Origin of the sequence: Bacteroides faecis MAJ27, from assembly GCF_900106755.1 — a bacterium.
In the GTDB taxonomy this organism is placed as follows: domain Bacteria; phylum Bacteroidota; class Bacteroidia; order Bacteroidales; family Bacteroidaceae; genus Bacteroides; species Bacteroides faecis.
Window position 1 is genome coordinate 178509 of the sequence record NZ_FNNN01000008.1, and the last position, 24921, is coordinate 203429.

At 41.8% G+C, this 24921-nt stretch carries 26 protein-coding genes and 1 pseudogene; 25 read left to right on the forward strand and 2 right to left on the reverse strand.

Translation table 11 applies throughout. The features are described 5' to 3' along the window. Positions 1 to 177: 177 nt before the first annotated feature. The 10 genes from BLW31_RS09360 to folK all read left to right on the forward strand — a co-directional run bounded on the left by BLW31_RS09360 (position 178) and on the right by folK (position 9715). Complete coding sequence (locus tag BLW31_RS09360; protein WP_109115110.1) at positions 178 to 900, forward strand: hypothetical protein; 723 nt, start codon at positions 178 to 180, stop codon at positions 898 to 900. 220 nt (positions 901 to 1120) lie between these two features. Next, entirely contained in the window at positions 1121 to 2893 is a 1773-nt protein-coding gene (locus BLW31_RS09365; RefSeq protein ID WP_074759530.1) for an RHS repeat domain-containing protein, read from the forward strand. 1239 nt (positions 2894 to 4132) lie between these two features. After that, positions 4133 to 5032: a methyltransferase domain-containing protein gene (locus tag BLW31_RS09375; RefSeq protein WP_010535954.1), complete on the forward strand. Its 900-nt coding sequence runs from the start codon at positions 4133 to 4135 to the stop codon at positions 5030 to 5032. Between the two features lie 3 nt (positions 5033 to 5035). Further along, on the forward strand, positions 5036 to 5917 hold the full coding sequence (locus tag BLW31_RS09380) for a cell division protein FtsX (protein ID WP_010535955.1): 882 nt from the start codon (positions 5036 to 5038) through the stop codon (positions 5915 to 5917). A gap of 49 nt (positions 5918 to 5966) precedes the next feature. After that, positions 5967 to 6209, forward strand: a complete 243-nt coding sequence (locus BLW31_RS09385) for a DUF3098 domain-containing protein (protein ID WP_010535956.1) — start codon at positions 5967 to 5969, stop codon at positions 6207 to 6209. A 2-nt stretch (positions 6210 to 6211) separates the two neighbouring features. After that, a complete protein-coding gene (locus BLW31_RS09390) occupies positions 6212 to 7066 on the forward strand; it encodes an undecaprenyl-diphosphate phosphatase (protein ID WP_010535957.1) in 855 nt (284 codons plus the stop codon). After that, on the forward strand, positions 7066 to 7788 hold the full coding sequence (truB, locus tag BLW31_RS09395) for a tRNA pseudouridine(55) synthase TruB (protein ID WP_010535958.1): 723 nt from the start codon (positions 7066 to 7068) through the stop codon (positions 7786 to 7788). The genes BLW31_RS09390 and truB overlap by 1 nt, the downstream gene beginning before the upstream one ends. A gap of 17 nt (positions 7789 to 7805) precedes the next feature. After that, entirely contained in the window at positions 7806 to 8864 is a 1059-nt protein-coding gene (queA, locus tag BLW31_RS09400) for a tRNA preQ1(34) S-adenosylmethionine ribosyltransferase-isomerase QueA (protein ID WP_010535959.1), read from the forward strand. Between the two features lie 14 nt (positions 8865 to 8878). Further along, a complete protein-coding gene (locus tag BLW31_RS09405) occupies positions 8879 to 9208 on the forward strand; it encodes a hypothetical protein (protein WP_010535960.1) in 330 nt (109 codons plus the stop codon). Positions 9209 to 9220: 12 nt separating this feature from the next. Next, a complete protein-coding gene (folK, locus tag BLW31_RS09410) occupies positions 9221 to 9715 on the forward strand; it encodes a 2-amino-4-hydroxy-6-hydroxymethyldihydropteridine diphosphokinase (protein ID WP_010535961.1) in 495 nt (164 codons plus the stop codon). Here the strand turns inward: folK and BLW31_RS25055 are convergent. Further along, complete coding sequence (locus tag BLW31_RS25055) at positions 9677 to 9868, reverse strand: hypothetical protein (RefSeq protein ID WP_022302414.1); 192 nt, start codon at positions 9866 to 9868, stop codon at positions 9677 to 9679. The two genes, folK and BLW31_RS25055, sit on opposite strands and share 39 nt — an antisense overlap. A 266-nt stretch (positions 9869 to 10134) precedes the next feature. Between BLW31_RS25055 and metK the strand changes: the two genes are divergently transcribed. The 3 genes from metK to BLW31_RS24065 all read left to right on the forward strand — a co-directional run bounded on the left by metK (position 10135) and on the right by BLW31_RS24065 (position 13261). After that, a complete protein-coding gene (gene metK / locus BLW31_RS09420) occupies positions 10135 to 11427 on the forward strand; it encodes a methionine adenosyltransferase (RefSeq protein WP_010535962.1) in 1293 nt (430 codons plus the stop codon). A 364-nt stretch (positions 11428 to 11791) separates the two neighbouring features. Then, the gene (locus BLW31_RS09425; RefSeq protein WP_010535963.1) at positions 11792 to 12925 is read left to right on the forward strand and encodes a Fic family protein; all 1134 of its coding nucleotides are present in this window, start codon (positions 11792 to 11794) and stop codon (positions 12923 to 12925) included. 159 nt (positions 12926 to 13084) lie between these two features. Further along, a complete protein-coding gene (locus BLW31_RS24065) occupies positions 13085 to 13261 on the forward strand; it encodes a hypothetical protein (RefSeq protein WP_010535964.1) in 177 nt (58 codons plus the stop codon). 95 nt (positions 13262 to 13356) lie between these two features. Here BLW31_RS24065 and BLW31_RS24455 read toward each other — a convergent pair whose 3' ends face one another. Further along, positions 13357 to 13509, reverse strand: a complete 153-nt coding sequence (locus BLW31_RS24455; protein ID WP_010535965.1) for a hypothetical protein — start codon at positions 13507 to 13509, stop codon at positions 13357 to 13359. A 1624-nt stretch (positions 13510 to 15133) separates the two neighbouring features. Here BLW31_RS24455 and BLW31_RS09435 point away from each other — a divergent pair. The 12 genes and pseudogenes from BLW31_RS09435 (at position 15134) to BLW31_RS09490 (ending at position 24901) form a co-directional block, all read left to right on the forward strand. After that, positions 15134 to 16789, forward strand: a complete 1656-nt coding sequence (locus tag BLW31_RS09435) for a tetratricopeptide repeat protein (protein ID WP_010535966.1) — start codon at positions 15134 to 15136, stop codon at positions 16787 to 16789. A gap of 126 nt (positions 16790 to 16915) precedes the next feature. After that, positions 16916 to 17296: a DUF3244 domain-containing protein gene (locus BLW31_RS09440; RefSeq protein ID WP_029425159.1), complete on the forward strand. Its 381-nt coding sequence runs from the start codon at positions 16916 to 16918 to the stop codon at positions 17294 to 17296. Between the two features lie 33 nt (positions 17297 to 17329). Next, complete coding sequence (locus BLW31_RS09445; protein WP_010535968.1) at positions 17330 to 17869, forward strand: hypothetical protein; 540 nt, start codon at positions 17330 to 17332, stop codon at positions 17867 to 17869. Next, a pseudogene (locus BLW31_RS09450) lies at positions 17862 to 18077 on the forward strand (DsbA family protein); the annotation flags it as partial. The gene BLW31_RS09445 and the pseudogene BLW31_RS09450, both read left to right, overlap by 8 nt. 23 nt (positions 18078 to 18100) lie before the next feature. Continuing rightward, positions 18101 to 19102: a DUF4249 family protein gene (locus BLW31_RS09455; RefSeq protein ID WP_050544905.1), complete on the forward strand. Its 1002-nt coding sequence runs from the start codon at positions 18101 to 18103 to the stop codon at positions 19100 to 19102. Between the two features lie 15 nt (positions 19103 to 19117). Next, positions 19118 to 21382, forward strand: coding sequence for a TonB-dependent receptor (locus BLW31_RS09460; protein WP_010535970.1), 2265 nt, complete (start codon positions 19118 to 19120; stop codon positions 21380 to 21382). Between the two features lie 110 nt (positions 21383 to 21492). Next, a complete protein-coding gene (locus BLW31_RS09465; protein WP_010535971.1) occupies positions 21493 to 22080 on the forward strand; it encodes an LOG family protein in 588 nt (195 codons plus the stop codon). Further along, the gene (locus BLW31_RS09470) at positions 22077 to 22799 is read left to right on the forward strand and encodes a DUF4271 domain-containing protein (RefSeq protein WP_010535972.1); all 723 of its coding nucleotides are present in this window, start codon (positions 22077 to 22079) and stop codon (positions 22797 to 22799) included. Before BLW31_RS09465 ends, BLW31_RS09470 begins: the two co-directional genes overlap by 4 nt. Positions 22800 to 22803: 4 nt before the next feature. Continuing rightward, on the forward strand, positions 22804 to 23550 hold the full coding sequence (locus BLW31_RS09475; protein WP_010535973.1) for a uroporphyrinogen-III synthase: 747 nt from the start codon (positions 22804 to 22806) through the stop codon (positions 23548 to 23550). A 5-nt stretch (positions 23551 to 23555) separates the two neighbouring features. Beyond that, entirely contained in the window at positions 23556 to 23945 is a 390-nt protein-coding gene (rnpA, locus tag BLW31_RS09480; protein WP_032836609.1) for a ribonuclease P protein component, read from the forward strand. 32 nt (positions 23946 to 23977) lie between these two features. Next, positions 23978 to 24217, forward strand: coding sequence for a membrane protein insertion efficiency factor YidD (gene yidD, locus BLW31_RS09485; protein ID WP_373169247.1), 240 nt, complete (start codon positions 23978 to 23980; stop codon positions 24215 to 24217). A 27-nt stretch (positions 24218 to 24244) separates the two neighbouring features. After that, complete coding sequence (locus tag BLW31_RS09490) at positions 24245 to 24901, forward strand: TatD family hydrolase (RefSeq protein ID WP_010535976.1); 657 nt, start codon at positions 24245 to 24247, stop codon at positions 24899 to 24901. Positions 24902 to 24921: the final 20 nt, after the last annotated feature.

Here is a 24921-nt window from a genome sequence, read left to right on the forward strand (position 1 = left end):
TCCTATACTCGGTCAGATACTTTTTTGTGAAATGTAAAGGCTTATTTGTTTATTGTTATTTGCAAAGAACTTCTGGCTGAGTGTAAATAATAAATGGAAGTATATAAGTTTTGTATATAATCTTCCATGATATTGAAAAAAATAATTATATTTGTAATATTTTATTAGATAATTGATATGAAAGAACAAATGACAAAAATTAAATCTATATTAAATGAGCGTTTAGTTAAATATGGATTTAAAAAAAGGGGGTATGACTATTTTGTGAGAATGGCTGATGAGGATATTATTCAAAATATAGGATTTGGCATTGCTACGTATGGAGAGAAGCATGTCCGATATTTGAATCCTTCTATTGGTGTTATATATAAGGATGTCAACAAATTGGAATTACATCTAAGGAATTTGGAAAAAACAAAATATCCAGAATATGTTGGTCTTATGGTTGGATCTGCTCTTGGCTATTTGATGCCGGAAAATTCTTATAGGGAATGGCGCTTTTCTGATAATGAAGACGTGACAAAAGAGGCGAACAGTATGGCTGATGCCATTATTAACTACGGTTTTCCTTATCTTGATTTACTGTCAGATAGAACAGAATTGATTTATGGTTTGGAAATAGGTAAATATAGTCAAGGAGATGGCTACTTATTACCAATATTTCATTATCTGAATGGTAATAACAAGCGCGCTTTGGAATGCATAGATGAATTCATTAAAAAACTTTCTGCTTCTTCTTACCTTGAAGATTATGAGATAGATATATTAAAAAAATTATCGGAAGAGAATGGAGAGGCTCACATAGTTAATAATAATGGACTAAAGTCTTATCTTGAGTTTGCTGATAATTTTAGACAAATGATAGGGCTTCATGAAAGTGGAATTTCAATGAGCGAATAATAATGAGTGTTTTTACTCTGGTATTCGTTGGCTATTGGGGGCTTTTAGTATTATCTTGGCATGAAGAAACTTTGTTTTCATGCTGAATGATATTGTATATTTTGTTTGTTTTTCTGTCGTTTCTAAAGGTAGTGGCTTGACAACAGAATAGTTATTTGGCTAGAACGATTGCACGACTAAAGTCGCCCCTTGGATAGATCTCATCTTGAATGTTGAAAAAATGTCACTGGAGGAATGCGGCGCAGTTATTCGTTCAATTGTAACAAGAAGTCTGGTCGAGAGCTTTGGTTATGATGCCTTAAACCGCCTTTCCACTTTTGGGGATAAAGTGGTGAAATATGACAATTGTGGTAATATTCGTCAGAAAGGTGATGCGGGAGAATTGGTGTATACAAATCCTAACCGTCCTTATGCAGTGACGGGACTGGCTCCTTTATCGGAAGATCGTATTAATTACGGTATTGATATTACATATACCGCTGCCGAGCGTCCTTCTGTCATCGCACGTGGCACGCAAAAAGCTGTTTTGACTTATAATGCCAATCATGACCGCATACGGATGCAATATTCTGACAATTCCCGGAATCTGCTGACCCGTTACTATCTTGGTGGCAACTATGAACTGGATGTTGACAGTACAGGTATGCATGAACGTCTTTATCTTGGTGGGGGGTATTATGACGCTTCTGCTGTGTTGATGAAGAAAGGTGACATATCATCGGTTTACTTTATTCATCGTGACTATTTAGGTAGTGTTTTGCAAATCGCAGATGCACAGGGTAACATTGTGGAGGAAAATAATTTCGATGCCTGGGGATGTAGACGTAATCCTTCAACGCTAAAGGCTTACACTATTGGTGCAGCTCCGAAATTACTGCTGGGCAGAGGCTATACGGGGCACGAGCATTTGGAAATGTTCGGAGTGATTAATATGAATGCCCGGTTGTATGATCCGGTGTTAGGGCGTTTCTTGACTCCTGACCCTTATGTGCAAATACTGGATTTCACGCAGGCTTTCAATCGGTACAGTTACTGTATGAATAGTCCGTTGTGCTATGTTGATGAGAATGGTGAGTTTTTCTTTAGCATTTTTCTTGGTCCGGTAGGAGCAATATTGGATGGTATTTGTTGGGGAGCTGTTATCGGAGCAGGAGCATCAGCGGTTACTTACTCAGTATCAACCTTGATAAGTGGGCAGCCATGGAATAGTGGAAATTTTTGGAAGTCCGTAGGTGTCGGTGCAGTTGGTGGTGCAATTGGTGGCGGTTTCGGTGCTGTTGGAAGTTTGTCGGCTTTAGGTACTTTTGGAAACTCTGTTGGGTATAATATGCTTAGCGGTGTAGCCAATACTGCGGCGACCAATGCTATATTTGGAAATGATATGAATTGGAGTGATATTTATTCTGTCATAGGTGGCTCTGCTATTGGTATTGTAATTCCTACCTTTAAGGGGGTAAATGGTGGTAAGCTTGCAAACAGTTTGGCTGAAATAGGCTATAATTCAATGAGAGGAACTGCTACGGGGCTTACTTCCGGTGTGGTGAATGCTATCGCATATAAAGACCCGGATCGGATTTGGCAGGATGCTGTTGGGGGAGCTATCAGTGGCGTTAGTAGAAGCATTGCGATGGATGTGATATTTGGTGCTCCGTATAAAGTTGAAAAGTCCTATGGTGCCGAAGGATTATATAGAGGTGGAGGATTATCAACATTACTCATGAAAGGTGGTGGAATCACATTAGGTAGGAATATGTATGTTAATTCTAGAAACGACGAAGAAGGTACTCGTTTCCATGAGAATTATCATATACAACAACAAAATCAAATGGGATGGGCCAACTTTTATGGACGCACCATTCAAGAATACAGTCAATATGGATTCTTTGACCCGATGGACAATGTATACACAACAAAAGGGACATTAGAATACAAAGCTGACGAGTATAGAAATAGAATGATGAAGATTCCTTGGAGAAGTTCTTATTATAAGTAAGAATAAGGAGGAGAAGGAAATTAATTTTATTCTCCTCCTTTTTTTATGAGAAATATATGCTTTATTTGCGAAACAATTATTGATAATCAGCACAAATTGGAAATGAAAGTATTTTTTTATCTTATATTAGTTTTAACTCTAATGAGTTGCATCCAATTAACGAGTATATCACTTGTCAATACAACAAATGAACCTATAAAACTTTGTTGCTATTATAATGCTAATAATTATGCAGACTCGGTATATATTGATAAAAGAGATACTTCGTTATTGATTTTTCGATCCGCATGGTTTCATAGTAGTAAAAAAGTAAGAAGAGCATACATTAATCACATGGATAGTTTAATCATTCAAAGTTTGAGTAAAAGGATTGTTTATCGAGATAATAAATCTATTTATGAATTTCTTATCAATAATAATGATACAGCCGATATGGTTGAAACAAGAGTTAATTAAATAAATTTTATGCGCAATCAAATAGCTGGCAGATTAGGAAGATGTACATGAATGAGTTATGTCCTATTTTTAAGATTATCATTGAAAGAAGATTGTTTGAATCCATTCTAATAGAAAAAATACTGCATAAAACACTGCAAGAATATGCATAAATGATCTTGTTTTTGGATATAGATAGGTGAAATATGCATGATAACTAGCAATGTTAGGAGGCGTTTCATTTAAAGAAACACCTTGTTGGTTTTAAAGGAACGACTCGTTGGTCGGTGAGAAACATTTCGCTTCATTTAAAGGAACAGAATAAAAGGTACTTTGGATGTTTGTTTTGCTCTGGATATTGTCAATTGTGGGATGGACTGAGAATGTTAGATTGATACTTGAGACGTGACACATGCGTTCTATTTTCATGTTTTATCCTTATTTTCTGTCTTGTTGATTCTTATAACGTAAAATATGTGTGATTTGAAAATATGCAGACTGTGATTCCTTCCGTTTTTCCAGTTCAGCCCGTACTTGTGTTGTATATTTCTGATTCTGCACAATGATTCCTATCCATTTTTCATGTACTAAGAAGTTTTGTTCTGATTGCGGGAAGTTGCTTCACATTTCATTTCATCTCCCCGTTTGGGAGTACACTTTGAAATAAGTGTCAGAGTAACGTTATATTATTAAAAGTACTTAACGAAAGCCCGTTACGTCACTTTTTATTTGTTTCTTTGCACCAAATTCGGGAATAGTGTTGTCTTGTGAATCGGGGCAGCACTTAATTTTGCTTAGAAATTAATGGAGAAACTCATTATAAATGCTTGTCCGGTGTGTGGCAGTACGCACTTGAAACGCGTCATGACTTGTACGGATTTTTATGCTTCGGGCGAACAGTTTGAGCTGTGTTCGTGTGAAGACTGCGGATTTACGTTCACGCAAGGTGTGCCGGTAGAAGCAGAAATAGGCAAGTATTATGAGACTCCCGATTACATCTCCCACACTGATACGCGCAAGGGCGCGATGAATACCATTTACCATTACGTACGTTCCTATATGCTGGGCCGCAAGGCGCGTCTGGTAGCCAGAGAGGCACACCGAAAAAGAGGGCGTTTGCTTGATATAGGTACGGGAACCGGTTATTTTGCCGACGCTATGGTTGGCCGTGGCTGGAAAGTGGAGGCAGTGGAGAAAAGTCCGCAGGCGCGTGCCTTTGCCAAAGAGCATTTCGATTTGGACGTAAAGCCTGAATCAGCTTTGCAGGAGTTTGCTCCCGGCAGTTTCGATGTGATCACCCTCTGGCATGTGATGGAGCATCTGGAACATCTCAATGAGACATGGGAGATGCTTCGTGAGTTGCTGACAGAAAAAGGGATGCTCATTGTGGCGGTACCCAACTGTTCCTCTTACGATGCGGAACGTTACGGAGAGTATTGGGCGGCATACGATGTCCCCCGCCATCTCTGGCATTTCACTCCCGGCACTATTCAGCAATTAGCTTCCCGCCATGGTTTCATAATGGCGGCGCGTCATCCGATGCCGTTTGATGCATTTTATGTGTCGATGCTGAGTGAGAAACATCGTGGCAGTTCGTGCAGTTTCCTTAAAGGGATGTATGTAGGGACGCTTGCCTGGTTCAGTACTTTGGGACGGAAAGAACGGAGCAGTTCGATGATTTACGTATTCCGGAAAAAAAGATAGCACATGGGAAATAAAAACAGATATAAGTCGAAGTCACTGTTCGACATGCAATTTATAACGTCCAGTATCAGTACGACATTGGTGTTATTGCTGTTGGGACTGGTCGTGTTCTTTGTGCTCACGGCGCACAACATGTCTGTGTACGTGCGCGAGAATATCAGTTTCTCCATTCTCATCAGTGATGACATGAAAGAGGCGGATATTCTGAAACTTCAGAAGAAGCTGAATCAGGAACCTTTTGTGAAGCAGTCCGAATACATCTCCAAGAAGCAGGCGCTCAAAGAACAGACAGAAGCGATGGGGACAGATCCCGAAGAATTTCTCGGATATAACCCTTTCACGGCCTCACTTGAAATCAAGCTACACTCCGATTATGCCAATTCCGACAGCATTGCGAAGATAGAAAAACTGATAAAGAAGAATTCCAATATACAGGATGTGCTCTACCGGAAAGAGCTGATTGATGCCGTTAATGAAAATATACGGAATATCAGCCTTGTGCTGCTGGCACTGGCGGTGGTGCTCACCTTCATTTCCTTCGCTTTGATCAACAATACAATACGACTTGCCATTTATTCCAAACGATTCCTTATTCATACCATGAAACTGGTGGGTGCCAGTTGGGGATTTATACGGGGGCCCTTCCTGCGTAGAAACGTGTGGAGCGGGATATTGGCGGGTATGCTTGCCGATGCCATATTGATGGGGACTGCCTATTGGGCGGTGACCTATGAGCAGGAGCTGATTCAGGTGATTACTCCGGAAGTCATGCTGATTGTATGCGGCAGCGTATTGGTGTTCGGGGTGATCATAACCTGGCTGTGCGCTTACCTCTCTATCAATAAATATCTGAGGATGAGAGCCAACACGCTGTATTATATTTAGGAGAATAACATATAGTTGGGAATTTAGTAACTTGTAACAAAATAAGCTTATGTCTGACAAACAGAAATTTGCCTTCGATAAAGTGAACTTTATCTTGCTCGCAATAGGAATGGCGATTGTCATTATTGGATTTCTATTGATGACGGGCCCTACATCGTCCGAAACGGTTTTTGAACCGGATATTTTCAGTGTACGCAGAATCAAGGTGGCACCTGTGGTTTGCCTGTTTGGTTTTTTATCAATGATATACGCAGTGTTGCGTAAACCTAAAACACAAAAAACAGAAGAATAAGGATGGGGGATTTAACGACATTTGAGACGATTATTATTGCTATTGTAGAAGGGTTGACAGAGTTTCTTCCGGTTTCTTCTACCGGGCACATGATTATAGCGCAAAACGTACTGGGCGTAGAAAGTACGGAATTTGTAAAAGCGTTCACGGTTATCATTCAGTTTGGTGCGATTCTTTCGGTAGTTTGCCTTTATTGGAAACGTTTCTTCCGGCTGAACCATGCACCGGTGCCGGAGAATACACCTGCCATCAAGCGCTTTCTGCACAAATTTGATTTCTATTGGAAGTTATTGGTCGCTTTCATCCCTGCTGCCGTGCTGGGTTTCTTATTTAGCGATAAAATAGACGAGATGCTGGAAAGTGTAGTGATAGTGGCTGTGATGCTGGTTATCGGAGGCATATTCATGCTGTTTTGCGACAAGATATTTTCGCAAGGAAAGGAAGATACGGTATTGACGGAAAGAAAAGCGTTCAACATCGGTTTGTATCAGTGCATAGCCATGATACCGGGGGTATCCCGCTCCATGGCTACCATTGTAGGAGGTATGGCGCAGAAGCTGACACGTAAGGATGCCGCCGAATTTTCGTTCTTCCTGGCAGTACCGACCATGTTTGCGGCAACCGGATATAAGGTGCTGAAACTCTTCCTCGACGGTGGTACGGAAATTCTGCTCAATAATATGCCGGCACTTATCATTGGCAATGTCGTGGCTTTTGTCGTGGCTTTGCTGGCTATCAAGTTCTTTATAAGCTTTGTGACAAAATATGGCTTTAAGGCATTTGGCTGGTACCGGATTATTGTAGGCGGAACGATCCTGATCATGTTGTTGCTGGGATACAATTTAGAAATTGGCTGATGAATTTTAAAAAAGGAGAAGTACTGTTTTTCAATAAACCTCTCGGCTGGACTTCGTTTAAGGTAGTAGGACACGTCCGTTACCATATCTGCCGCCGGATAGGAGTGAAAAAGCTGAAAGTAGGCCATGCCGGAACGCTCGACCCTCTTGCTACGGGAGTGATGATAGTATGCACCGGTAAGGCTACGAAACGAATAGAAGAATTTCAGTATCACACCAAGGAATATGTAGCCACGCTCCGGCTGGGTGCTACTACTCCCTCGTACGATCTGGAACATGAGATAGACGCCACCTACCCTACCGAACATATCACGCGGGAGCTGGTGGAAGAAACGCTGACGCACTTTCTGGGTGCTATCGAGCAGGTGCCCCCTGCCTTTTCCGCCTGCATGGTGGACGGCAAGCGCGCTTACGAGCTGGCACGTAAAGGCGAGGATGTGGAACTAAAGGCGAAGCAGCTTGTTATTGATGAGATAGAGCTGCTGGAATGCCGTCTGGACGATCCGGAACCGATGATCCGAATCCGTGTGGTGTGCAGCAAAGGGACGTATATCCGTGCTCTTGCCCGTGACATTGGCGAAGCCCTCCACAGCGGAGCTCATCTGACGGGACTGATCCGCACACGTGTAGGAGACGTCCGTCTGGAAGATTGTCTGGACCCGGAGCACTTTAAAGAGTGGATAGACCGGCAGGAAATAGAAAACGACGAAGATAATAATTAACGTAATAAGGAATAGATATGAAGCTATCACAATTCAAATTTAAATTACCCGAGGATAAAATCGCTTTGCATCCTACGAAGTATAGAGATGAGTCGCGCTTGATGGTGTTACACCGTCGTACTGGAGAGATTGAACACAAGATGTTCAAGGATGTTTTGAACTACTTTGATGATAAAGACGTATTTATATTCAACGATACGAAAGTATTCCCGGCACGTCTGTATGGTAATAAAGAGAAGACGGGCGCACGTATCGAAGTATTCTTATTGCGTGAACTGAACGAAGAACTCCGTCTGTGGGACGTACTGGTAGACCCGGCACGTAAAATTCGTATCGGTAACAAGCTGTATTTCGGTGCTGACGACTCGATGGTGGCGGAAGTAATCGACAATACCACTTCCCGTGGACGTACGCTCCGTTTCCTTTATGACGGGCCGCACGATGAGTTCAAGAAAGCTCTTTATGCATTGGGTGAGACTCCCCTGCCCCATTCTATCATCAACCGTCCTGTAGAGCCGGAAGATTCGGAACGTTTCCAGTCCATCTTTGCCAAGAACGAAGGTGCGGTGACTGCTCCGACAGCCAGCCTTCACTTCAGCCGCGAACTGATGAAGCGTCTGGAAATCAAAGGGATCGACTTCGCCTATATCACCCTGCATGCCGGTCTGGGTAACTTCCGTGATATCGACGTAGAAGACCTGACAAAACATAAGATGGACTCTGAGCAGATGATTGTGAATGCAGAAGCCGTAAATACAGTCAATAATGCCAAAGATAAGGGTAAAAACGTGTGCGCGGTGGGTACTACCGTGATGCGCGCTATCGAAAGTGCAGTGAGCACGGACGGCCACTTGAAGGAGTTTGAAGGATGGACCAACAAGTTTATCTTCCCTCCGTATGAGTTTACCGTAGCCAATTCGATGATCTCCAACTTCCATATGCCGCTTTCTACACTGCTGATGATTGTTGCCGCTTTCGGTGGTTACGATCAGGTGATGGATGCCTATCATGTAGCGTTGAAGGAAGGCTATCGCTTCGGTACCTACGGTGATGCGATGCTGATTCTGGACAAATAAGGAAAGGCACAGCCATGAAAATCTGTCCTAAATGCCACGAAGAGGTAGAAGATAGCTTTGAAATCTGCTGGAACTGTAACTACAGTTTCCCGGATGATAAGATATTGGACCTGTCTGCTGTAGAAGAAGCGGACGATAGCGGACGTTCCATCGATTGCCTGCGTTGTCAGGTGAAGATGATCTATTCCGGCAAATATGAGTTTCATGAGGGAATGAATACGGGAGTCTTCGGAAACCTGTTCGAATTGTTCCAGAATCGTGAAGCTTTCGATCTGTATGTCTGCCCCAAGTGTGGCAAGGTAGAGTTCTTTGTTCCATTGAACGAAGAATACCGTTTAAGGTAGAATAGATTTCTAATGGCAAGAGTATATATGAGTCTCGGCACTAATCTGGGAGATAAAGAGAAGAATCTCCGGGATGCCGTGCATAAAATAGAGGAGCAGATAGGGAAAGTGATTTCCCTGTCTGCTTTTTATATGACAGCTCCCTGGGGCTTTGAGTCGGATAACAGCTTTCTGAATGCAGCCGTATGCATAGAAACGGAGTTGCTGCCTCTGGAAGTGCTGCAGAAGACGCAGGAGATAGAGCGTGAACTGGGACGCACGCATAAATCAACAGGCGGTGTGTACAGCGACCGCTTGATTGATATCGACCTTTTGATGTATGACGATCTGATACTTTCGGCTACTTCTCCCTCTGGAGCAGAACTGAACCTCCCCCATCCCTTGATGGCGGAACGTGACTTCGTGATGAAGCCGATGGCAGAGATTGCCCCCGAACTGGTGCATCCGGTGCTGGGAAAGACAATGAGCCTACTTCTTTCTCTTCTTATCGGCGATAAACTTAGGTAGATAAGCGATACACCCTACCAATACTGCATATAACAGGTGAATGTCTTGAAATTCAATTTTCAAGAAGTGGCATACAATGGCGTAAATGGCAATCGTAAATCCGATGTAAAGAGCCAATACAAAGATTGTTTTTAGCTTATTATTTAGAATCATGACTTTTCTTGTTTCAGGTAAATAATCCGTTTTATTTCCTGTATATATGTGTTAAACATTGCCCAAAGATAAATATAATCTCCGAATAATACTTATCTTTGTCCCCGAAATGAAAGTGTGGACAGATTTGAGTAGCTTGCAACCACGGAAAAAAATGCTAAAACACGTCTTGTTGACGCCTTTTCGGCAGCATTTCCGCAGCACTCACCTCTTCTCCGTCTCTTCTCGTTTCTAGTTCTTAATTTTTAATTCTTAATTTAAGAAAGATGGGATACTTATTTACATCCGAATCGGTGTCAGAAGGACACCCCGACAAGGTAGCCGATCAAATATCGGATGCCGTGCTTGACAAACTGTTGGCTTACGACCCCAGTTCTAAAGTAGCTTGCGAAACACTAGTAACTACCGGACAGGTAGTATTAGCGGGTGAGGTGAAAACTAAAGCGTACGTTGATCTCCAACTCATTGCACGTGAAGTTATTAAGAAAATCGGTTACACCAAAGGAGAGTACATGTTCGAAAGCAACTCTTGTGGTGTTCTTTCCGCCATTCATGAGCAAAGCCCCGACATCAACCGTGGCGTAGAGCGTCAGGACCCGATGGAACAGGGTGCGGGCGATCAGGGTATGATGTTTGGTTACGCTACGAATGAGACGGAAAACTATATGCCGCTTTCACTCGATCTGGCGCACCGTATTCTACAGGTTCTTGCCGACATTCGTCGTGAAGGAAAGGTGATGACTTACCTTCGCCCCGACGCCAAGAGCCAGGTAACGATTGAATATGACGACAACGGAACTCCCGTTCGTATTGATACGATTGTAGTTTCTACCCAACATGACGACTTTATTCAGCCGGCAGACGATTCTGCCGAAGCTCAGCTCAAGGCTGACGAAGAGATGCTGTCTATCATCCGTCGTGATGTTATCGACATCCTGATGCCTCGTGTCATCGCTTCCATCCACCACGATAAAGTGCTGGCACTGTTCAACGATCAGATTATCTATCATGTCAACCCGACCGGGAAATTTGTGATCGGTGGTCCTCATGGAGATACCGGTCTGACAGGCCGTAAGATTATTGTTGATACTTACGGTGGCAAGGGTGCTCACGGTGGTGGTGCTTTCTCCGGAAAGGACCCCAGCAAGGTAGACCGCAGCGCAGCTTATGCAGCCCGCCACATTGCTAAGAATATGGTTGCAGCAGGTGTTGCCGACGAAATGCTCGTACAGGTGAGCTATGCCATCGGTGTAGCGCGTCCTATCAATATCTTTGTCGACACTTACGGACGCAGTCACGTGAATATGACTGACGGCGAAATCGCCCGTGTCATCGACCAGTTGTTCGATCTTCGTCCGAAAGCTATCGAAGAACGCCTGAAACTTCGTAACCCGATCTATCAGGAGACTGCCGCTTATGGTCACATGGGACGTGAGCCGCAGGTGGTATCGAAAACGTTCTTCTCTCGTTATGAGGGCAACAAGACCGTAGAAGTAGAACTCTTTACATGGGAGAAACTGGACTACGTGGATAAGATCAAAGCTGCTTTTGGTCTGTAATTTGTTTGAAATCAGCTTATAGCTTTACAGCTATTTAGTCCATAGTGAGCCGCAATATCATCTCTTCTTAAGCGGGAGAGATGGATTGCGGCTTTTGTTGTTCGGGAGGTTTTACAGGGAATATAGTTATTTGCTGTTTGCAAACAGCAAAATTCAGTTTTATTTGCTGTTTGTAAACAGCAAATGACTATATTTGTATCCCTTTCCGTGAGTTTCTCCTGTTTTATAAGCAGTTGGGGGTTACCTATATAGGAAAGAAAAGCGAGAAAAAATGCTTCAAGAATATATGTCAACAGAAAATGATGTATTGGTGATGACATCAAACAATATATAAAAGCATATCAACTCTGATATATTACATAAAATGCCAAACTTCGACGAATACATCCGTAACGGAGAACCTGACAAGAAAGAAAGGGCTTCGGCTTGGAAAACCGCTATCGGTCTTCAAGCTGTAGATGGTTTGCAGACCTCCGATTATCTGAAAGATACTGCGGTCAAACATATTGAGGGTGATATCAGCATTGATGAAGTGAAAGCACTTATCAATGGATATTACCAATCCAAGACTGTACGCACTCCAAATGATGAAGATACGGAGGAAGCGGACAAGGTTTCTGCCAACATTGCCCGAATCTTGAATGAAAAGTCATTTGCTTTTTCTGTAACCGGATTCACTTCAATTCATCGAAGGCTGTTTGAAGGTGTATTCAAATTTGCAGGTAAAATCCGAGACTATGACATCACAAAGAAAGAATGGGTGCTTCGTGGCGATACCGTATTGTATGTCAATGCAGAAGATTTACGTAGGGCAATAGAGTATGATTTGGAACAGGAAAAAAACTTCTCTTACAAAGGATTGTCTTTAGATAAAGTAGTTGAGCATATTGCAAAGTTCGTTTCAAACCTTTGGCAAATACATCCTTTTGGCGAGGGAAACACCAGAACAACGGCTGTTTTCACCATAAAATATCTGAGGAGCATCGGCTTCGATGTAAACAATGATCTATTTGCCGAACACTCTTGGTATTTCCGCAATGCGCTGGTTCGGGCCAATTACCGCAATGTGCGTAAAGGTATCGAACCGGATATGAGTTTTTTGACTCTGTTTTTCAGAAACTTGATGATGGGCGAACACAATGAATTAAAGAATCGGTATATGGTTGTGAATCCTCCATCTGAATGGGCGGAAGGGCAAAACCCGACAAGTAGCCGACAAGCAGCCGACAAGTACCCGACATGTTCAGCAACAGTACAAGCATTGATTGAAATATTGGCAAAACAGCAACTATCAATCAAGGAAATGCTTGCGGCTATGAATTTGAAAGACCGAGAGAACTTTATGGCAAATTATCTGAATCCTGCAATGAAAGAAGGTTTTGTTGCGATGCTCTACCCTAACAGCCCAAAACATCCTCGTCAGAAATATTTGCTGACAGTAAAAGGATTGACCGTTTACAATTCTAAGAACGAAGAGAATGACAGAAATATGATTTAATGCGACTGGCCATTTTAACCGTTTGGTTAAAATTGAGCTGTTTATAAGCTATGATTGATAAAATCGTTATATTTGTAGTATTACGTTTATGTAGGGCAACATGAACAGCAAGAAATTGATTTTGTCGGAATAAAACAAGGAAAGCGTGTATATATTCAAGTGACCTGTTTGATAGCAGACGAGAAAACAAGAGAACGTGAGTTCGGAAATTTGGTGAATATTCCCGATAACTATCCTAAATATGTGGTCAGCTTGGATGAGTTTAATCAGGGAAGCGAAGTTGCCGGTATCGCACATTTGCATTTACTTGATTTCTTGCGGCTGACAAACCTGTAAGCGAATATTTACTTGTTATATTGGAGCATAAATGGTAAATGGCTATGTTTTCATCTGATTAATTCCTTCCTGATTTCAGTTAACTAAGCCGGCTGTTATTTCGGCAGAAACCAGGCATTATGAAGGGATTGAAGGTCCGGCTTATCAGATTGCTTGCCGTACACCTCTGCCCACAGACGGGCTTCTTCTTCAAAAAAGAGTTCATTGAGACTTTCTTCTGCGGTAGTCAACGTGTTTTCTGTTTCCATAGGATAAAAGTATTAATAAAGGGGCAAAAAAGAACGTTTTCGCCTTTCCCTTTGACTAACACATATAAGGATGCTGGAGGTACATTACATACTCCCCACGGGGGTACGAAACCGCCTATGAGAAGAGTCACAGGCAAAAAGATGCCTGCAACTGGTCAAGAGCAGGATTCCCTGCGCCCCATCATAAAATGTTAGTCGTTGCAAACGATACTATTTTTCAGATCTAAGCAAGAAATGACCGGAGAAATAATTTTCCCGTATCTTCTACATAATGATTAAATATGGATTTCTATTGTCATCTGTCAGCTTTTCACATATAATAGTCTCATAATAAACAGATTACTTCCTGACAATAAGCCCTGACAATAAGCTGACAATAGCAAAAGTTTCATTTTACTGTCAGCTTATGGAGTGAGGGAAGTTTCCGATATATCTCACATTAAAGTGTATCAATATATTTTTTTGCCATCATTTGGCTCTGTCATTCAGACGAATGCCAATGAGAAATGGTCGGCTATGTCATTCAGACGACTGTAAGGAGGAAGAATCTCCTCTTTTGTGTGCGAGAAGAGCCTTCATTTCACACTGTCACCAACACTTCTCCTTTCGTTGTTTCCCGTTCAAGTATACATACGGTTTGTGACAAGCTATCAGAACGGTTGTGCCACCTACGGAAATGATTGTGCCAAACCTCTGAAACGGTTGTGCAAAGTGCTTGGCACAGTTGTGCCAAAGGCTTGTCACAGTCGTGCCAAAGGCGTGGCACAAGCATGCCAAAGGCGTGGCACAAGCATGCCAAAGGCGTGGCACGAGCAAGGCATACTTACAAAGGGACTCTTATCAAGTAGTCAAGCTGGAATAACAGCATGATACGGCTGACAATAGAATGGACGATTGCTATTGTCAGCCGTATTATCAGGGTGTATTGTCAGGCGATAATTATCTCATTATAAATACTTTGCCTACTAAAACCTGACAGATGACAATAAAATATTGGTTTTAATCATTATGAAGAGGTTTTAAATGAAGAATGAAAAATTACTGGGTCAGTCCGAAAACCCGGTTTGAGCTCCATACTGAATCGAAATGAATAAATCTCATAAGTCGATAGTAACTCAAATTCCCCTCCCTTCGGGAAGGAGGGGTGCCCAAAGGGCGGGGTGGTAGGTATACGAACAGCATTGTAAATGAAAGCTTTATGCATTCACCTACCACCTCCCCCTACGGGTACTCCTCCTTCCCGAAGGAGGAGATTTGAGATACTAACGACTTTTCTGTCGGCCCCAATAAAGATACTGCCTACTTTTAATTTAATTCATTTCTGTTCGGGTTTGAGGCAAACTCGAACAGTTTTGCGGCAAATGTATCTGTCATCCAGAGGAGTAAAGCGACGAAGGATCTCCTCTCCTATACCCACAAAGAGGAGATTCTTCCTCCCTTTGGTCGTCTGAATGACAGACAGATACGCTTCTGAATGACAGCTACGGTTAATACTTAATATCTTATCGGTTTTTGCTCAAAACTCATATTTATAATGTGTCCGGTTAATCTTTATTTTTAGCGGTAAAGGTTGTCGTTGTCGTAAAAAAAGATTTTCTTTGCATAACCATAATACAAAACGATAATGGCAGATACACAAATCTATTATTTATTCAAACGTGTGGCTCTCCGATTCTCTATTTTTATCGGTCTTCTTCTGTTATTTCTTTTCTCTTGCACTTCTCAAAAAGAAAATCAGCTGCTGTTGCATGCCGACTCTTTAATGGCTGAGCATCCTGATAGTGCACTGATTTTCCTTGAAAGCATTCCGTTTCCACAAAAGTTATCACGTGCTGATAGAGCATTGTATGCTTTGTTACTGACTCAAGCACGATATAAGAATTATATCACATTGGATGATGACTCATTGATAAAAGTTGCGGTGGATTATTATGGTAAAAAGAAAAGTTTGCGAGCTGCACAAGCTCACTATTACTGGGGAGCTGCCTATCGGGATATGGGGAATGTGCCTTTTGCGGTAGAAGAGTATTTGAAGGCTATTGAACTGATGCCGGAAAAAGATGATTTTTTGGCAATGATATATGATAATTTGGCGGAGTGTTATCTGGAGGAAGATTTATATGATGTAGCTATGGAGGCTTATAAAAAAGCCTACCAAATTCTTCATAAAGATAAAGAACATGCTTATTATCCGCTAAGGGGTATGGCGCATGTTTTTTTGGTGCAGAATCAATTGGATAGTGCATTGTGCTATTTCCAGAAAGCCTATGATTGTGTATTAGTTACGCAGGATTCGAGCCAGTTGCCAATACTCTATAATGACTTTGCGATAGTTTATAAGCAGAAGAAAGAGTATGTTCGAGCAAATGAGTATATTTCAAAAGTAATATCAATGTTGAAGTCGGATGAGTTAGATAAGGTTTATCGCCATAAAGGAGAAATTATGTTTGCTCTGAATCAACCTGATTCTGCTCGGTATTATTTTGATTGGAATAAAGATGTATATGATATTTATGGAAGAGCTGCGCGTTATAATGGACTTTATCAAGTGGAGAAGAAACTAGGAAACTGGGAAGCTGCGGTACAGAATGCTGATGCTTATATGGTTCTTTATGATTCTATTCAAGAATTATCTGATAAACAGCAACTTGATGAACTAATGGACAATCATCAACTTGCTGAACAAAAGCAATTCTTGCTTCATCGTGGGAGACTAATTATGGGGAGCTTGATTGCTATATTTATTTTTCTTGTGTTTACTGGAGGACTCTTGTTTTTGTGGATTGATAGAAGTAGAAAAAAACATTATATTTTATTACAGCAAGAGTTGGTTCAAAATCGTGTAGATACAATGTTGTTGCGGGAGAATAAAATTGCTAAGTCGGAAGAAGAACGTATAAATACACTTTCTGAGTTGAGGGATCAGCAATTACAAATATGTTTCTCTATGTTTCAATCGACTGAAAGTTACAAGAAGCTGCAAGGGATGGAAAATGCAAAACCTAAGGAATTGATTAAATTGCGTGCCTTTAAACCTGAAATAAATGCAACGATTCGTAAAACATTTATAGATGTAATGTCGAATTTAGGAGAATGTTGTCCGGCTTTGACTAATGATGATTTGTTCTACTGCATACTTTCCTTGCTTGGCTGTTCAAAAGCTATCATAATGGAGTTGATGGACGCTTCTTCTGATGCTCTTAAATCACGAAAAAGTCGTATTAAGAGTAAAATGTATTTAAAACTGTTTGATTCTATATTTATATCTGATAATCAATAAAATACACTCTTTTTGTTACTGGCTGTTACTTTCTAAAGTCGACTGTTACCACTGTTACCACATAAAAATTGTTGCTATTATAATAATCGTGTATTTTTGGACTATAGTTCTAAACACACAATTATTATGAAAACAAAATTTCTAATCTTATTATTAGTAGTGGTGTCACTTCCACTAGGTATAAATGTAGATGCAATGGAATTGAAAACACGGCAGAAGATTATTTTGAAAGATAATATACTTTCGAGTTCTCACCGTTCAATGCCCATTCTTCCTGCTGCTTTTATTGACGGCTCATTGTTATTAGTTGACTTTCCTTTTGCTGTTGCTTCAGTAACGGTCACAGTGAAAAATTCTGCAACAGGTGAAGTAGCCTATTCATCTGTAGAAATGAATGTAACTACACTTCGGATTGATCTCACAGGAAAGAGTGCCGGCGAGTATTCTTTAGAGATTGGTATCGGCGATACGATTTTGTCAGGTGATTTTCTTCTTGAATATGAATAAAAAACTTATGGTGGTGGTTAACCGTACAACACGATGAAAAGGAACATTTTTATCGCATTAGCTGCATTCGCAATATGCAGTTCATGTAGCGACAGCTATTATTTACCGGAAACTGAGCAGGATTTGGCTCAATTGAATAGCGAGTATGATGACGTTAAGGCTAAAGAGGCTGATGACGAGGGAGAAAAGATCGAGACTTTGGCTAGTGAAGCTGAGATTCAAGCATCTATGGATGAGTATAAGGCAGAATTGATGAATCGTGAGTCTGTGGCTAAAGAGAGAGTGATGAGAACTGCATATGCTGCTGCAACTAATGTTGTTGGTGTCTTTAAAATTAGTAGTTGTGGTACATATAAAGAATTGAGAATATCTATGGATTGTGAAGATAAGAGAGACAATTCATATACTACGGGAAATGTAGGTGCTACTTATATTGAGAATGGTAATGTTAATTTTGTTTTTTGCTTGACGAATGCTAATCGATATTATCCAGGTGGTGTATTGCTTGTAGATCACATTAATTATAGTTTACCGCTTACTCAGGGAATTTATACTAAAGCTCGGAATATTTAATCTTGCTAAGACTAAAAACTTAGATATTACTCAATTCAGGAAAGATTTGCACTCTTCCGAGAACTATAAGAAACTGGATAAAACAATAAATGACTTAGTAAACCGGGGAGTTTTTGCAACTCCTACGATCATTGTTAATGATCGTTTGGTATATATGACAAATTCGTATGAAGAACTATCTAGACTTTTAGAATATGAACTGAGGTAGAAACAAAATAAACCTTTACTAGTATGAATAGATTCCAGTGTTTTAATCATTCCATAAGATTAGTAGTTTTGTTCTTTTGCTTACTCTTTTTATCCTGCGAAGAAGCATTTGATGTCGACATGCCCGACAATCTTGCTAATGGGATTGTATTTCAAGGGGTTATTTCAAACGATTCCCCTCCTTACTTCTTTCAGCTGACTAAACCGGCTGCTATTTCGGCAGCAACCAGGTACTATGAAGGGATTGAAGATGCGCTGATCGTAATAGAAGATGTGACAGCAGGAATCAAAGATACACTTACTCTGATAGTGCCTCAAACTGGAGAATATTCTGGAACGTATTTTTATTATTATAATTATCATAAGAAAAAAGAAGATGAAGTAATTTTGAGTGATAATGTATTTCCTAAGAGCCGGGGAGTATATGCAACAACCAAAATATATGGTATAGAAGGTCATACATACACACTTGATATCTATTATAAAGGAGAACATCATACTGCAACAGAGACGATGATTCCTAAGACTCCGATAATAGATCTAAAGGTTCAGGAATTCGATTTGGATAATGGAAAACCTATACCTTGGACTCCGATAATTAGTTTTGTCAATCAACCGGATGTCGATAATTATTATCTGTTTTATATAGAACAATACTCCTTTCCTGTTGCATCCATTGGTAAATTATTGGATACCCGTGAACAATGGGCTTATTCCATATTGAGTGATAAATTCTTGGGTGATGAGGTGGTAGACCTCCTTGTCAGTGAAGGTGAAAGTGTAAAGAGGTTATATCCTCAATCAGGTTATCCTGTATCAGCGGATACCATATTTGTCACCTTACAATCTTTGTCCAAGGCATGTTATGATATATATGATAAGGCTATTGAGCAAATGCGCACAGATGGAGGAGCCTATTCACCTACTCCCACCAGTGTAAAGAGCAATATAAGCGGCAATGTCTGGGGGATGTTCAGGGTTAGTGCTTATTCTAAGAAATATGGGTTGATAGATAGAAAAAAATAATGTAACCTTGAAAGTATGAAGAAACCGGTTACCGCCATATTGTCATTTGCATTCTTTAGTTGTATCTTCCTTTCGGAACTCTCTGCACAGCAGACGTTGATTTTAAGAGGTCGGGTGGTAGATGAACAGACAGGGGAAGCATTGTCTGACGCCAATGTATTCGACCTGACTTCGGGCATTGGAGTCTCGACAAATTCGTATGGAGTATATTCTTTAAGTCTTGAGAAAGGGAAACGAATCATCCGATGTTCTGTACTGGGGTATATCACACGTACGGATACGTTGGATATTACTTCAGACAAGGTACTGAACTTTGCACTTAAGCCTGGCAACTATCAACTGAAAGATGTAGAGATAGTGGCGGATCGCAGACATAGCGGTCAGTTCCGGCTGGGACAGCAAGATATACAGTCAATGCCGGTAGTAGGTGGTGAGCCGGATTTGATGAAATCTTTGCAGTTTCTTCCCGGAGTGGCAAGTGGAAACGAAGGAGCCAACAACATCTCGGTGCGAGGTAGCAATCAATGGGGGAATCTCGTTCTGCTCGATGAGGCTATTGTCTTTAATCCGAATCATGCCCTTTCTTTCTTCTCGGTGTTCAATAATGACGCAGTGCACAATGTAAATTTGTATAAGTCATATTTTCCCTTGAATTATGGCGGAAGAGCTTCTTCCGTGATTGATGTACGCATGAAAGAGGGGAACAATAAGGAATCAAAAAGAAAAGCTACTGTAGGACTGGTTTCTTCAAAAGTGATGTTTGAGGGACCGCTGAAGAAGGATAAGAGCTCTTATCTGGTTGCTGCAAGGTTTGCCTACCCGGGAGTGACGTGCAGCTTGCTTGGCAATAATGATGATGTGCCCAATCCGGAAATGTACTTCTATGATGTAAATGCAAAATTCAATACCATTATCAACGATCGCAACCGGATTTATTTTTCGCTCTATAGCGGAGGTGATCATACTGTCTTCGATGAACTGGTGAGAGGGTATGGGATGGACTGGGGAAATGCTACTTCTACTTTCCGCTGGAACCACACACTGAATCAGAAGACTTACACCAACCTGAGTGCAATTTTCAGCAACTACTATTATCGTTATAAAAACTATGCGGACGGACTGCATTATTTGTGGAAATCGAATATGCAGTCTTATCAGCTGAAATATGATATGGAGCACAATACTTCACGGAATCTAAGAATAAAAGGAGGTGGAGCCTTGCACTTTTTCACTACGATACCGGGGAGCATAGATAATTATGGAGTTTTTACACATGTAGTCCCATATAGGCTTAATAGAAGAAAAATGCTAGACTTCGCGCTTTATGGTGAGGTAGAATATCGGTTTGCTTCTCGTTTTCAGTTGAATGGTGGCATTCGTTTGTCTGCGCTTCGTACACCTTCCGGTCCCGATTATGGAGCATCAACATTTATTGTGCCCGAACCACGAGCAGAGCTTTCCTATGAAGTGAATCGCAATCATCGCTTGAATATTTCTTTCAATCAAGCTTCGCAGAACTTGCACATGCTTTCTAATTCTTCTGTCGGTATCCCGTCGGACATGTGGGTGCCTGCCAATGAAAAACTTAAGCCGGAAATAATGAGACAGTTTACTGCCGGATATGAATGGAATCAATCGGATCGCAACTATACGTTCTCACTGGAAGCTTTCTATCGTAAAACAGATCATATCATTGATTTTAAAGATGATGTAAATCTCTTCATGAATAATACGATTGAGAAAGAGGTGGAACAGGGAGAGTCCGAAAGCTATGGAGTAGAATTTTATCTCTCCAAGAACCGGGGAGCATTGACCGGATGGGCAAGTTATACTCTTTCGCATGCTCGCAATCGATTGGCTAATATCAGGGACACAGAATATAGGCCAGTATACGACAGACCCCATAATCTGAAATTGTTTTTAAACTATAACATCAATAAACGATGGTCGTTGTCTTCTACCTTCTCCTATAGTTCGGGCATGAACCTAACGTTGCCTGTTGGCAAGTATGAACTTCATGGGGCTGTTTTATATATTTATAGTTCCAGAAATGGCTATCGGGCGCCTGCTTTCCATCAGCTGGATTTGTCGGGCACTTATCGCATGAGGAAAGGAACGCTTACCTGTTCGATTATCAATCTCTATGGCAGGAAGAATGTGTTTTCTATCTATGCGGGGCGTGGAGGCGAAGAATATTATAAACCTATGGATATAGCGCAAACATATAAGATATATCTTTATGGTATAGTTCCCTCCATAACCTATAGCTTTGAGTTTTAGAATCGCATGTTCTTGTCCTGTTCCTCTATATAAATTGCACATTCATTTTGATATGTATATGATTTCTTTGTACTTTTGTACCCATTCATCCAGTAAACTTGCAAAAGATAATGAATCAGATACATTCCGTATGCGTGTACAGCGCATCCAGCACTAAGATAGCCTCCGTATATTTTGAAGCAGCCGAAAAGCTCGGCAGCCTGCTTGCCAAACAGCATATCCGTCTGATAAATGGTGCCGGAAGTATCGGACTGATGCGGTCCGTAGCCGATGCAGTGTTGGAGAATGGCGGTGAAGTGACCGGAGTTATCCCCCATTTCATGGTAGAGCAAAACTGGCATCATACAGGTCTGACGGAACTGATCGAAGTCACTTCCATGCACGAACGCAAGCAGAAGATGGCGAATCTGAGCGACGGCATCATTGCGTTGCCGGGTGGATGCGGCACTCTGGAGGAGTTGCTTGAGATTATCACATGGAAACAGCTTGGACTGTATCTGAACCCGATCATCATTCTGAATGTAAACGGCTTCTTTGACCCGCTGCTCGAAATGCTCGAACGGGCGATAGAAGAAAACTTCATGCGCCGGCAGCACGGTGATATATGGAAAGTAGCACGAACACCGGAAGAAGCGGTGGAGCTGCTTCAGACAACTCCCGTATGGGACGCTTCTATCCGTAAATTTGCAGCGATATGATAGCCGCTATACTAAACTCCGGATTTGAGGGAACCCCCATCTCCTACTCTCCCCGCACGGATGATGTGATTGCGCTGACCTTGCTCGCCTGTTTCTTTCTGTCCTCCATCGCTCTGGCACGCGGAAAGAAGTTTCTCACGCAGCAAGTGAAAGACTTTGTGCTGCATCGCGAACGGACAAGCATTTTTGATAGTTCTACGGCAGCCGATGTGCGCTACCTCCTTGTGTTGGTAGTACAGACCTGTGTGTTGACGGGTATTGTGTTCTTCAATTATTTTCATGATACTTGCCCGATGCTCATGACCAAGGTCTCCCCTCTCCTACTATTGGGGATTTATGTCGGCTTCTGTCTGGCCTATTTTTTACTAAAATGGTTACTTTATATGTTCCTTGGGTGGGTGTTTTTTGACAAAAACAAGACAAATATGTGGCTGGAGTCTTACTCTACACTCATATATTACGTCGGATTTGCCCTTTTTCCCTTTGTTCTTTTTCTGGTTTATTTCGATCTGAATCTGACCAATTTAGTGATAATCGGACTAATTATTCTAATTTTCACTAAAATATTGATGTTTTATAAGTGGATAAAGCTTTTTTTTCATCAATTAAGTGCGGTTTTCCTATTAATTTTGTACTTTTGCGCTCTTGAAATCATACCCTGTCTGCTACTCTATCAGGGAATGATTCAGGTAAACAATGTATTGCTAATAAAAATTTAGGACGTTGAAAATTAAAAAAGTACTAGTCTCGCAGCCTAAGCCTGCGTCAGAGAAATCTCCCTATTACGACATAGCAGAGAAATATGGCGTAAAAATAGATTTCCGACCGTTTATAAAGGTCGAGAGTCTTTCGGCGAAAGAATTCCGGCAACAGAAAGTTTCAATTCTTGATCACACTGCCGTTATATTCACCTCCCGTCACGCAATCGATCACTTCTTTAATTTGTGTACGGAACTGCGTGTAGCTATTCCGGAAACAATGAAGTATTTTTGTGTCACGGAAGCGGTTGCATTGTACATTCAGAAATATGTGCAATATCGCAAACGTAAAATCTTCTTCGGTGCTACCGGAAAGATTGAAGATCTGGTGCCATCTATCGTAAAGCATAAAACGGAGAAATATCTCGTCCCTATGTCGGACGTGCACAATGATGATGTGAAAAACCTGCTTGACAAGAATCATATACAGCACACAGAAGCTGTGATGTATCGCACCGTGAGCAACGACTTCACGTCGGATGAGGAATTTGATTATGACATGCTCGTGTTCTTCAGCCCTGCAGGAGTGACTTCTTTGAAGAAAAACTTCCCGGACTTTGATCAGAAAGAGATCAGAATCGGTACCTTCGGATCGACTACCGCGCAAGCTGTACGCGACGCCGGACTCCGTCTGGACCTTGAAGCACCAACAGTGCAAGCTCCCTCAATGACGGCTGCGCTCGACATGTTTATCAAGGAAAACAATAAATAAACAGAGTGAGCGTATATACTTTGCGTAAAGCCGAAAGGCTGAATAGTAAAATATTGATCGGAAAGATGTTCGAAGGCGGCAATTCCAAGTCGTTTTCCATCTTTCCGATACGTGTTGTATATATGCCCATAGAACAGGGTGAAGCACCCGCCACGATACTGATCAGTGTTTCGAAGCGGCGTTTCAAACGGGCTGTAAAGCGCAATCGGGTGAAACGGCAGATACGCGAAGTCTACCGGAAGAACAAACTGCAACTGCTGGACGATCTTCAAAGCAGAGGGCAGCGTCTCGCAATCGCCTTTATCTATCTGTCGGACGAGCTTGTTGCTACTGCCGAACTGGAAGAGAAAATGAAGATAGCGCTTTCGCGCATTTCTGAAAAGTTATCCTCATGAAACCCCATGTCTGCCGGATATCCGCCTGCGGGATGTCCTTGAGAAGCATTGTGAGGAAGGTGTTGTCATTCTTGCTACTGATTCCCATCTATTTTTACCGGGCATGTATTTCGCCCCTTACTCCTCCCTCTTGTCGGTTTACGCCTACCTGCTCGGCTTATGCGGTCGAAGCCATCAAGAAACACGGACCCTTCAAAGGACTTTATCTGACTGTCCGGCGCGTTCTCCGGTGTCATCCGTGGGGTGGTTCCGGCTATGATCCGGTACCTTAGAAACGATTTACCCAAAGAATGAGAGAGATGGAGAAAAATACAAGTCATATTCTGGATATTCATACTCACAAGTCGGAGGAGGCTTCTCGCGGCAGGGCGATTATCAACTATCAGTTGCCGGTAGGGGGCGCATTGTGCCTGTCGTCCTTCTATTCGGCTGGCATTCATCCCTGGCAACTGACAGAACGGGATGCGGAAGAACAGCTTGCGTATCTGCAGAAACTGTTTGTGGAAGAGCGGTTGGTGGCGGTAGGAGAGGCGGGGCTTGATAAGCTGACGGCTGCTCCGATGGAACTTCAGGTCAGGATGTTTGGAAAGCTGGTGGAATTGTCGGAAAAGTACCGGTTGCCGTTGATTATTCATTGTGTGAAGGCGATGGAGGAATTATTGGCGGTAAAGAAGGAGTTTCGACCGGTTCAACCCTGGATTTGGCATGGCTTTCGCGGAAAACCACAACAAGCAAGGCAGTTGATGGAAAATGGCATGTATCTTTCTTTCGGCGAGCATTATCCGGAACAGACAGTGAGGACGATGCCTGTCGACCGTATGTTTCTGGAGACGGATGATAGTCCGGTTGACATTGAGGAAGTGCTGCACCGGGTAGCAAGAACACGAGGCACAGATGTGGAAGAGTTGCGGCAGGCGATTCGGGAAAATATCCAAAAAGTCTTTTTTAGGCGTTAAGAGTTGTATCTTCCGAGAAA

Excerpts from the sequence above, each read along its gene's own strand:
- BLW31_RS09360 (WP_109115110.1), top strand. The coding sequence starts at position 178 with ATGAAAGAACAAATGACAAAAATTAAATCTATATTAAATGAGCGTTTA.
- BLW31_RS09365 (WP_074759530.1), top strand. The coding sequence starts at position 1,121 with ATGTCACTGGAGGAATGCGGCGCAGTTATTCGTTCAATTGTAACAAGA.
- BLW31_RS09375 (WP_010535954.1), top strand. The coding sequence starts at position 4,133 with ATGGAGAAACTCATTATAAATGCTTGTCCGGTGTGTGGCAGTACGCAC.
- BLW31_RS09380 (WP_010535955.1), top strand. The coding sequence starts at position 5,036 with ATGGGAAATAAAAACAGATATAAGTCGAAGTCACTGTTCGACATGCAA.
- BLW31_RS09385 (WP_010535956.1), top strand. The coding sequence starts at position 5,967 with ATGTCTGACAAACAGAAATTTGCCTTCGATAAAGTGAACTTTATCTTG.
- BLW31_RS09390 (WP_010535957.1), top strand. The coding sequence starts at position 6,212 with ATGGGGGATTTAACGACATTTGAGACGATTATTATTGCTATTGTAGAA.
- truB (WP_010535958.1), top strand. The coding sequence starts at position 7,066 with ATGAATTTTAAAAAAGGAGAAGTACTGTTTTTCAATAAACCTCTCGGC.
- queA (WP_010535959.1), top strand. The coding sequence starts at position 7,806 with ATGAAGCTATCACAATTCAAATTTAAATTACCCGAGGATAAAATCGCT.
- BLW31_RS09405 (WP_010535960.1), top strand. The coding sequence starts at position 8,879 with ATGAAAATCTGTCCTAAATGCCACGAAGAGGTAGAAGATAGCTTTGAA.
- folK (WP_010535961.1), top strand. The coding sequence starts at position 9,221 with ATGGCAAGAGTATATATGAGTCTCGGCACTAATCTGGGAGATAAAGAG.
- BLW31_RS25055 (WP_022302414.1), bottom strand. The coding sequence starts at position 9,868 with ATGATTCTAAATAATAAGCTAAAAACAATCTTTGTATTGGCTCTTTAC.
- metK (WP_010535962.1), top strand. The coding sequence starts at position 10,135 with ATGGGATACTTATTTACATCCGAATCGGTGTCAGAAGGACACCCCGAC.
- BLW31_RS09425 (WP_010535963.1), top strand. The coding sequence starts at position 11,792 with ATGCCAAACTTCGACGAATACATCCGTAACGGAGAACCTGACAAGAAA.
- BLW31_RS24455 (WP_010535965.1), bottom strand. The coding sequence starts at position 13,509 with ATGGAAACAGAAAACACGTTGACTACCGCAGAAGAAAGTCTCAATGAA.
- BLW31_RS09435 (WP_010535966.1), top strand. The coding sequence starts at position 15,134 with ATGGCAGATACACAAATCTATTATTTATTCAAACGTGTGGCTCTCCGA.
- BLW31_RS09440 (WP_029425159.1), top strand. The coding sequence starts at position 16,916 with ATGAAAACAAAATTTCTAATCTTATTATTAGTAGTGGTGTCACTTCCA.
- BLW31_RS09445 (WP_010535968.1), top strand. The coding sequence starts at position 17,330 with ATGAAAAGGAACATTTTTATCGCATTAGCTGCATTCGCAATATGCAGT.
- BLW31_RS09455 (WP_050544905.1), top strand. The coding sequence starts at position 18,101 with ATGAATAGATTCCAGTGTTTTAATCATTCCATAAGATTAGTAGTTTTG.
- BLW31_RS09460 (WP_010535970.1), top strand. The coding sequence starts at position 19,118 with ATGAAGAAACCGGTTACCGCCATATTGTCATTTGCATTCTTTAGTTGT.
- BLW31_RS09465 (WP_010535971.1), top strand. The coding sequence starts at position 21,493 with ATGAATCAGATACATTCCGTATGCGTGTACAGCGCATCCAGCACTAAG.
- BLW31_RS09470 (WP_010535972.1), top strand. The coding sequence starts at position 22,077 with ATGATAGCCGCTATACTAAACTCCGGATTTGAGGGAACCCCCATCTCC.
- yidD (WP_373169247.1), top strand. The coding sequence starts at position 23,978 with ATGTCCTTGAGAAGCATTGTGAGGAAGGTGTTGTCATTCTTGCTACTG.
- BLW31_RS09490 (WP_010535976.1), top strand. The coding sequence starts at position 24,245 with ATGGAGAAAAATACAAGTCATATTCTGGATATTCATACTCACAAGTCG.